This is a genomic window from Anaeromyxobacter sp. SG66 (genome assembly GCF_022690805.1).
GTDB classification, from domain to species: domain Bacteria; phylum Myxococcota; class Myxococcia; order Myxococcales; family Anaeromyxobacteraceae; genus Anaeromyxobacter; species Anaeromyxobacter soli.
The window spans coordinates 1-8673 of the sequence record NZ_JALCZC010000146.1; the positions used below are offsets into that span (position 1 = coordinate 1).

An 8673-nucleotide genomic window follows, 5' to 3' on the forward strand; every position below is an offset into this window, starting at 1 on the left:
CGCGCGCCGCCGCGCGCCGCGCCGCCGTATACTCCTCGCGCGCCGCGGTCGAGGCGGCGCCGGGGGCAGCCATGACGAGCGACGGCCCGAGACCTGCGGCGGGCGAGCGGCGCATCCGCGCCATCCGGAACATCGGGATCATGGCGCACATCGACGCCGGGAAGACGACGCTCACCGAGCGGCTGCTCTTCGTCGCCGGGCGCACGCACAAGATGGGCGAGGTGCACGACGGCCTCGCGGTGATGGACTGGATGGACCTCGAGCGCGAGCGGGGCATCACCATCACCTCCGCGGTGACGAGCTTCGAGTGGCGCGGGCACGAGCTGCACCTCATCGACACCCCCGGCCACGTGGACTTCACGATCGAGGTGGAGCGCTCCCTGCGCGTGCTCGACGGCGCCATCGCGGTCTTCGACGCGGGACACGGGGTGGAGCCGCAGAGCGAGACGGTGTGGCGGCAGGCCGACCGCTACCGGGTGCCGCGCATCGCCTTCGCGAACAAGATGGACCGCGTCGGCGCCGACTTCGCGATGACGCTCGCCTCGATGCGGCGACGCTTCCCGGACCAGGTGATCGCGCCCGTGCAGCGGCCGCTCGGCGCCGAGGCGGCGTTCGAGGGGTTCGAGGACCTCGTCTCCCGGCGCACGCTGCGCTTCGGCGACGTGGACGACCCGCGGGCGTTCACCGAGTCGGAGGGGATCTCGCGCGAGGGCGAGGCCGAGCGCCAGGCGCTCGTCGAGCGGCTCGCGGACGTGGACGACGCCATGGCCGAGGCGGTCCTCTCCGACGCCCCGGTGGACGAGGGCGCGCTGCGGAGCGCGATCCGGCGCGCCACGCTGACCGGGAGGTTCGTCCCGCTCCTGTGCGGCTCCGCGCTCCGCAACAAGGGGGTGCCGCAGGTGCTCGACGCCATCTGCGACTACCTCCCCTCCCCGCTCGACGTCCCGCCGGCGCGAGGCGAGGACCCTCGCACGGGCGAGGCGGTGGCGTGTCCGGCCGACGAGCACGCGCCGCTCGTGGCGCTCGCCTTCAAGGTGTCGCTCCTGGACGAGAAGCGGCGGCACGTCTTCGTGCGCGTCTACTCGGGGCGGATCGCCGAGGGCGACACCGTCTGGAACGCGAGCCTGCGCAGGCACGAGAAGGTCTCGCGCGTGCTCCTCATGCACGCGGTGCAGAAGAAGCGGGCGCCCGCGCTCGGGGCGGGTCAGATCTTCGCGGTCACCGGCCTCAAGGAGACGCGCACCGGCGACACGCTCTCCGATCCCGGCCACCCGGTGGTGCTCGAGCGGCTCTCCGGGTACGAGCCCGTCATCTCGCAGGCGATCGAGGCCGCGTCGCTCTCCGACCGCGAGGCGCTCCTCGAGGCGCTCGCGCGGGTCACGGACGAGGACCCGAGCTTCCGCTTCGGCGAGGACCCGGACACCGGTCAGCTCATCGTGTCGGGGATGGGCGAGCTGCACCTCGAGATCGTCGCCGAGCGGCTGCGCCGCGAGTTCGGGCTGGCCGTCCGGACCGGCCAGCCGCAGGTGCTCATGCGCGAGACCCTCACCGCCGAGGGCGAGGCGACCGCCGCGTTCGAGCGCAAGACCGAGGAGCTCGAGCTCTTCGCCCAGGTGACGGTCCGGGTGGGCCCGCTCGCGCGGGGCGGCGGGTTCCGCTTCCGCGTCGACCCCGCAGCGGCGGCGCTGCCGTTCCTGCGCGCCGAGGTGCGCGGCGCGGTCGAGCAGGGCGCGCGCGAGGCGGCGGAGGCCGGCGTGCTCGAGGGCTATCCGCTCCAGGACGTGGAGGTGGTGCTCACCGGCGCGACGTGGCGCGAGGGCGGGTCGAAGCCGATGGCGTACAAGGTCGCCGCGGCCGACGCGGTGCGCGAGGCCGCCGGTCGCGCGCGGCCGGTGCTCCTCGAGCCCGTGATGCGGGTGGAGATCGTCGCGCCCGGCGAGCACCTCGGCGCGGTGATCGGCAGCCTCGACCAGCGCAGCGGGACGATCCTCGACGTGGCGGATCGCGGCGCGGCCACGAAGGCGATCCAGAGCGAGGCGCCGCTGCGCCGCATGTTCGGGTACGCGACCGAGCTCCGGTCGCTCACGCAGGGCCGGGCGGTATTCACGATGCGCTTCGACCGGTTCGACGCCCTGTCGTGAGCGGCCCGCGGCCGCGGCGCTCGAGCCGGACGGCGTCGTGAAGCGTCGATCCTCGACGGCCCGTCAGGCCGCCGCGCGCGAGAGCCTGAGCTGCTCCTGGCGTCGCAGCGCCCGGGCGAACAGGACGAGGAACACCGGGGCGAACAGCGTCACGGCGAGCAGGGCCGCGAGCGCCGTGACCGCCGCCAGGGCCACCGTGAAGGCGACCGCCACGGCCTGCGAGATGAAGTCTCCGAAGGCCCGGAGGCGCTTCGCGATCGAGAGGGGAGCTGCGGGCGCCGCTTGAATCTCTGCCGCGATGGTGACGACCTCGGTCTCGGACTCGCTCATGGGCGTCTCCCGTGTCCAGGTGCTTGGACTCGGGATACGGGGCCCGGTTGACCCGCGCCATGCGGCAACTTGTCGCCCTGTTGAATTATTCCGCGGGGTTGCAGGCCGTGTTTTGACTTACATCACGTCGCCCACCAACCCGCGTCCTGGGATATCCCACGGGCACAACGAAGTGGACCGATTCAGTCAACATGGACTACATCGGTCCACCACACGCCTTCAGCGGAGGGGCCCGGCGAGACCCCAGCCCCAACAGGCACTCGCGGGTCACGTCCACGCGAGCCGCGCGCGCCGCTCCCAGTACGCGGCGGCGGGCTCCGCCAGCGTCGCCAGGGTGGCGAGCTCGGTGGGAGCGAGCACGAGGTGCGCGGCGGCGAGGTTCGAGTGGAGCTGCGCCACGGTGGTGGGGCCGAGCAGCACCACGTCGGCCCATGGCTGCGCGAGCGCCGCGGCGAGCGCGACGGCGTCGGGAGTCGAGCCCCGGGCGCGCGCGAGGTCCGCGAGCGGGCCCGACGCGCCCGCGTCCCCTCGCGCGGTCAGCCGGCCGTTCGCGAGCGGCTCCTTCACCATCACGGTCCGGCCGGCGGCGTGCGCCTCGCGGAGCGCCTCCTCGCTGGAGCGCTCCAGCACGTTCCAGGTGGCCTGCACGCTCGCGAAGAGCGGCGTCCCGCCGCGCGACACCGCGAGCGCGCGCCGGACCGTCTCCGCCTGCCGCACGCCCGTCACGGTGAGGCCCACGCGGACCCCGCCGTCGCGCAGGCGCGCGAGCGCGTCGAGCACCCCCGCGTCGTCGAGCACCCCGGTCTCGAGCGTCGCGGAGTGGATCTGGTAGAGGGCGAGGTGCGGGCCGAGGATCGCGCGCGTCTCGGCGAGCTGCTCCTCGAGCGCAGCGAGGGAGTGATCCTTCACCTCGTGCCGCTCCACGTCGAGGCGCCACCCGCCCACGTAGCGGTAGCCCCACTTCGACGAGACGGTCACCTCGCCGGGCGCGAGGCCGCGCGCGTCGAGCCAGGAGCGGACGAACGCCTCCGCGCGGCCGTACGAGCGCGCCGCGTCCACCCACCGGACGCCGGCCGCAAGGGCGGCGTCGAGGACCGCGTGGGCGTGGCGCTCCAGCTGCTCCGGCGAGCGGCCGCCCGCGAGGTCCTCGGCGTGGCCGAGGGTCATGTACGCGGGCCGGCCGATGGCAGCCGTGCCGAGGGCGAGGCGGCGGAGCCGCGCCGCGCCGAGCGCATCCAGTTCCATGGCCGCGAGGTTACCCGACGCGGGCCGGCGCGAGGGAGCCCTTCACGACCCGGGCTGCTGCTGGAGCTGCTTCGCGGGCACGCCGCCCGTGATGCGCTTCGCCGTCGTGCCGCCGGGAAGCTTCCCGTCCTTGTCGACGCCGTTCACGATGGCGACGACGTCGAGCGGCACGGTGGACGGGAACTGCTGGTTGAACTCCGAGATCGTCATCTCGCGCGGGACGCGGACGACCTCCACCTTGGCGGGCTGGACGTTCTCCGCGGACTTGTCCGTGAGCGGGCCGAAGGTCGAGAGGGCCTGCTTGAAGGTCGCCTCGTAGCCGGAGAACGCCTGGGCCGGGGAGTAGCCGACCAGCTGGTAGGTGAGGCCGCCGTGCGACACGAACGACACGATCCCGTTCAGCACGCCCTGGTCCGTCTGCGCCTGGAAGTATCTCGCCGTCGCGGCCTGTCCCCCGAGCGTCCCGGACTGCGGCGCCTGCAGCGGCTTCACCCCTTCCTGCTGGAAGAACTTCTTCGTCGCCTCCTCGGGCGAGAGCTTCCCGGCGGCCGCGAGCTGGAGGGCGGCGTCCTGCTTCGGGCTCACCGCCACGACCGCGCTCGGGGCGTTCTGCGCCTTCCAGCCCTGCGGGAACTTCATCTGGAACTTGAGGTCCGGGTGCAGGAACGTGTCGCCCTTGAAGAAGCCCTGCCGCGGGTCGTCGCCGAAGACCATCCCGGACACGAGCTGGACGTAGCGATCGTGCTCCACCTTGGCGCCCGGCGGGATCGTCGCCTTCGCGGCCCGCTCGCGCGCGGTCTCGGCGCGGTTGCCCGGGTCGGGGTGCGTCGACTGCCACTCCGGGACGCGCCCCGCCCCCTGCTGCGCGCTGGAGCGCTCGAGGGTGACGAACACCTTGGACATCTCGCGCACGTCGTAGCCCTGCTGCGCCATGTACTTGAAGCCGAGCTGATCCGCCTGGCGCTCGGCGTCGCGGCCGTACTTGAGGAACAGGAGCTGGAGCCCCGCGGCGGCCGCCTGCCCCACCTGCGCGAGCTCCGGAGAGACGATCATCCCGACTCCGAGCCCGAGCTGGGCGAGCTGCTGCTTCGAGAGCTGCTCGACGGAGTGGCGCGCCGTGATGTGCCCGATCTCGTGCCCGAGCACGCTCGCGAGCTCGGCCTCCGAGCCGAGGTACGTGAGGATGCCGCGCGTTATGAACACCGGACCGCCCGGCAGCGCGAACGCGTTGACGGTGGGGTCGTCGAGGACGGTGAACTGCCACGGGAGATCCGGCCGCTCCGAGGCCTTGGCGATGCGCATCCCGATCTCGCGGACGTAGGCCTGGACCTTCTCGTCCGGGTAGACGCCCATCTGCTGCTTCACCTGCTCCGCGCTCTGCTTGCCGAGCGCGATCTCCTGATCCTTGGAGACGAGCGAGAGCTCGCGCTTTCCGGTGACCGGGTTCACCGCGCACGCGCCGGCGAGCGCGAGGGCGATCGGGAGGGCGATGAGCGAGCGAGCGGCCGTGGAGCGACGGGTCATGGGAGCTGTCTCCTCGAGCGAACGGTCGAAAGTCGAAGGCGCCCGCCCCGAGGATCACGGACGGGCACGCCTCGAATTCATTTTACGGACCGTTCCTGCTCCGCGCCTCACCCTCGGTCGCCTGGACCCGATGGAGGCGGTCGCGCGGGCGACCGGGCGGGGCCGGACCCGGGCGTTCAGCTCGCGAGGCGCCGCAGCACCTCGTCCGCCATCGCCCGGGTGGACAGCGTGCCGCCGAGATCGCGGGTGCGCGCGCCGTCGGTGACGGCCGCGTCCGCCGCCCTCTCGACGGCCGCCGCCTCCGCCTCGAGCCCGAGCGAGTGGCGGAGCATCATCGCGGCCGAGAGGATGGTGCCGAGCGGGTTCGCGATCCCCTTGCCGGCGATGTCCGGCGCGGAGCCGTGGATCGGCTCGTACAGGCCCGGCCCGCCCGCCCCGATGGACGCCGACGGGAGCATGCCCATCGAGCCGGCGAGCACCGACGCCTCGTCGGTGAGGATGTCGCCGAACATGTTCTCGGTGACGACGACGTCGAACGACGCAGGCGCCGCGACGAGCCGCATCGCGGCGGTGTCCACGAGCATGTGGTCGAGCGCCACGTCGGGGTTCGCCGCGCCGATCGCGCTCGTCACCTGCCGCCACAGGCGGGAGGACTCGAGCACGTTCGCCTTGTCGACCGACGTCACCTTGCGCCGGCGGCCGCGGGCGAGCCTGAACGCGAGCTCCACCACCCGCTGCACCTCGTAGTCGTGGTACTCGAGCGTGTCGACGGCGCGGACGTGACCGTCCTTCTCCTCCCGGCCCTTCGGCTGGCCGAAGTAGAGGCCGCCGGTGAGCTCGCGGATCACGAGCAGGTCCACGCCCGCGAGGCGGTCCGCCTTGAGCGGCGACGCGTCCACGAGCGCGGGGTGCACGCGCACCGGGCGCAGGTTCGCGAAGACGCCGAGCCCCTTGCGCAGCCCGAGGAGCCCCTGCTCCGGCCGGACCTTGGCCGCCGGGTCGTCCCACTTCGGCCCGCCGACCGCCCCGAGGAGGACCGCGCTCGAGGCCTGGCAGGCGGCGAGCACCTCCGGCGTGAGCGCGGTGCCGTGCCGGTCGATGGAGCACCCGCCCATGAGGTGCTCGGACAGCTCGAAGACGTGGCCGCCCTTCCGCGCCACCGCCTCGAGCACGCGGATCGCCTCCGCGGTCACCTCAGGCCCGATGCCGTCACCGGGCAGAACGACGATCTTCGCCCTCACGCTTCGCTCCCTCCGTTCTCCGCGGCGATCGTGATCCCGTACTCCAGGGCGTCCACGATCGCGCGCCAGCTCGCCTCGATGATGTTCGGCGAGGCGCCCACCGTGCTCCAGACGCGCTTGCCGTGCTGCGTGTCCACGAGCACGCGCGTGACCGCCGCGGTGCCGTTCTTGCCGTCCAGGATGCGGACCTTGTAGTCGACGAGCTTGAGCTCGGCGATGCGAGGGTAGCGCGGCAGGAGCGCCTTGCGCAGCGCCGCGTCGAGCGCGTCGACCGGCCCGTCGCCCTCGGCGGCGGTGTGCAGGAGCTCGCCGTCGACGCGCACCTTCACCATCGCCTCCGAGAAGAGCCCTCGCCCGTCGCGGTGCTCGACGTTCACGAGGAAGTCGACGAGCTCGAACGGCGCGCGGTACCCCGGATCGTGCCGCTTCATCATGAGCGCCACCGACGCCTCGGCCGCCTCGAACGAGAAGCCGCGCGCCTCGAGCGTCTTGATCTCCTCGAGCACGTCGGCGACCCCCTCGCCCGCGCCGAGCCCCAGCTCCTCCGCCTTCGAGAGCAGGTTGCCGCGGCCGGAGAGCTCGGAGACGACGACGCGCATCTGGTTGCCGACGAGCTCGGGCAGGACGTGCTGGTACGAGGCCGCGTTGCGCCGCATCGCCGCGACGTGGATCCCGCCCTTGTGGGCGAACGCCGAGCGGCCGACGTACGGGAGGTGCTCGTCGGGGGCGAGGTTCGCGACCTCGGCGACGAAGTGGGAGAGCTCGGTGAGCGACTGGAGGTGGCCCTCGGGCAGGCACCGCAGCCCGAGCTTCAGCTCGAGCCCGGGGATGACCGAGCAGAGGTCGGCGTTGCCGCAGCGCTCGCCGTAGCCGTTGATCGTGCCCTGCACCTGGATCGCGCCCTCGTGCACCGCGGCGAGCGAGGTCGCCACCGCCGTGCCGGAGTCGTCGTGGGCGTGGACGCCGAGCGGCGTCTTCACCCGGGCGCGGACCGCGCGGATGATCTCGGCCGCCTGCCACGGCAGCGTCCCGCCGTTCGTGTCGCACAGCACCAGCGTCTCGGCGCCGCCGCGCGTGGCGGCCTCGAGCGTGGCGAGCGCGTAGCCGGAGTCGGCGCGCCAGCCGTCGAAGAAGTGCTCGGCGTCGTAGATGACGCGGCGGCCGCGCTCGCGGAGCCAGGCCAGGCTCTGCTCGATGATCCGCAGGTTCTCGTCGAGGCTCGCGCGCAGCACGTCGGTCACGTGCAGCGTCCAGGTCTTGCCGACCACGGTGCACACCGGCGCGCCCGAGTCGAGGAGCGCCCGCAGGTTCGCGTCGTCCTCCGGCACCCCGCCGACGCGGCAGGTCGAGCCGAACGCCGCGACGGCCGCCCGCCGCCAGGGCAGGTCGCGCGCGCGCGCGAAGAACTCGGCGTCCTTGGGGTTCGAGCCCGGCCAGCCGCCCTCCACGAAGGCCACGCCGAGCTCGTCGAGGCGGCGCGCGATCCGGAGCTTGTCCTCGCACGAGAGGGAGATCCCCTCGCGCTGGGTGCCATCGCGCAGCGTGGTGTCGTAGATCTGGATCATGGGCCGTCCGTCGAGAAAGAAGGGGGAGTATACACGCCGCGCGCCCGGGTCTCGGGGCGGTCGCGTGCTCGACGGCGCTGACTTCGAAATCGGCGGCGCCGGCCGGGCGCCCGATCCCAGGCTGCGCGAGGCGCGGCTCGTCGCGCGCTGGCTCGACGCCGCGTTCCGCATCCCCGGGACCGATCTGCGCATCGGCCTCGACCCCATCATCGGGCTCTTCCCAGGCGTGGGCGACGTCGCGACGAGCGTGGCGGCGGCGTACGTGCTCCTCGTGGCGTGGCGGCTCGGGGCCCCGGCGGTGCTCGTCGCGCGGATGGGGATGAACCTCGCCGTCGACGCGGTCGTGGGCGCGGTGCCGCTCCTCGGCGACCTCTTCGACGCCGGCTTCAAGGCGAACCTCAGGAACGTGCGGCTCCTCGAGACCTGGCTCGCGGCGCCCGCGCCGACGCGCCGCGCGAGCGGGCTCGTCGTCGCGGGCGTGCTCGCCGCGGCGCTCGCCGTGACGGCGGCGGTGGCGTTCGCCGCCTTTCGCGTCGCCGCGTGGGCCTACGGCGAGCTGCGGGCGGGCTGACCGGCGCGGCGGGAGGGGGCGCGGGCGCGGCCGGTCGTCGCCGGGGGCGAGGCGCG

7 protein-coding genes are annotated in these 8673 nt (G+C 73.5%); 2 read left to right on the forward strand and 5 right to left on the reverse strand.

From position 1 onward, the window contains the following. Window positions 1-71: 71 nt before the first annotated feature. Window positions 72-2141, forward strand: a complete 2070-nt coding sequence (fusA, locus tag MNZ39_RS22080) for an elongation factor G (RefSeq protein ID WP_305037346.1) — start codon at window positions 72-74, stop codon at window positions 2139-2141. A 63-nt stretch (window positions 2142-2204) separates the two neighbouring features. On the opposite strand, the gene MNZ39_RS22085 is transcribed toward fusA, so the two are convergent. The 5 genes from MNZ39_RS22085 to cimA all read right to left on the reverse strand — a co-directional run bounded on the left by MNZ39_RS22085 (window position 2205) and on the right by cimA (window position 8046). Then, entirely contained in the window at window positions 2205-2471 is a 267-nt protein-coding gene (locus MNZ39_RS22085) for a hypothetical protein (protein ID WP_242341257.1), read from the reverse strand. Window positions 2472-2738: 267 nt separating this feature from the next. Continuing rightward, window positions 2739-3716: an aldo/keto reductase gene (locus MNZ39_RS22090; RefSeq protein ID WP_242341258.1), complete on the reverse strand. Its 978-nt coding sequence runs from the start codon at window positions 3714-3716 to the stop codon at window positions 2739-2741. A gap of 42 nt (window positions 3717-3758) precedes the next feature. Next, window positions 3759-5240, reverse strand: coding sequence for a M48 family metalloprotease (locus MNZ39_RS22095; protein ID WP_242341259.1), 1482 nt, complete (start codon window positions 5238-5240; stop codon window positions 3759-3761). A gap of 176 nt (window positions 5241-5416) precedes the next feature. Continuing rightward, window positions 5417-6481, reverse strand: coding sequence for a 3-isopropylmalate dehydrogenase (gene leuB, locus MNZ39_RS22100; RefSeq protein WP_242341260.1), 1065 nt, complete (start codon window positions 6479-6481; stop codon window positions 5417-5419). Beyond that, window positions 6478-8046: a citramalate synthase gene (cimA, locus tag MNZ39_RS22105; RefSeq protein WP_242341261.1), complete on the reverse strand. Its 1569-nt coding sequence runs from the start codon at window positions 8044-8046 to the stop codon at window positions 6478-6480. The genes leuB and cimA overlap by 4 nt, the downstream gene beginning before the upstream one ends. Before the next feature lie 64 nt (window positions 8047-8110). Between cimA and MNZ39_RS22110 the strand changes: the two genes are divergently transcribed. Continuing rightward, on the forward strand, window positions 8111-8617 hold the full coding sequence (locus MNZ39_RS22110; RefSeq protein WP_242341262.1) for a DUF4112 domain-containing protein: 507 nt from the start codon (window positions 8111-8113) through the stop codon (window positions 8615-8617). Window positions 8618-8673: the final 56 nt, after the last annotated feature.

What these genes read in the sequence shown, in the direction of transcription:
- MNZ39_RS22085 (WP_242341257.1), bottom strand. Translation starts at nt 2,471, where the DNA reads ATGAGCGAGTCCGAGACCGAGGTCGTCACCATCGCGGCAGAGATTCAA.
- cimA (WP_242341261.1), bottom strand. Translation starts at nt 8,046, where the DNA reads ATGATCCAGATCTACGACACCACGCTGCGCGATGGCACCCAGCGCGAG.
- fusA (WP_305037346.1), top strand. Translation starts at nt 72, where the DNA reads ATGACGAGCGACGGCCCGAGACCTGCGGCGGGCGAGCGGCGCATCCGC.
- MNZ39_RS22095 (WP_242341259.1), bottom strand. Translation starts at nt 5,240, where the DNA reads ATGACCCGTCGCTCCACGGCCGCTCGCTCGCTCATCGCCCTCCCGATC.
- MNZ39_RS22090 (WP_242341258.1), bottom strand. Translation starts at nt 3,716, where the DNA reads ATGGAACTGGATGCGCTCGGCGCGGCGCGGCTCCGCCGCCTCGCCCTC.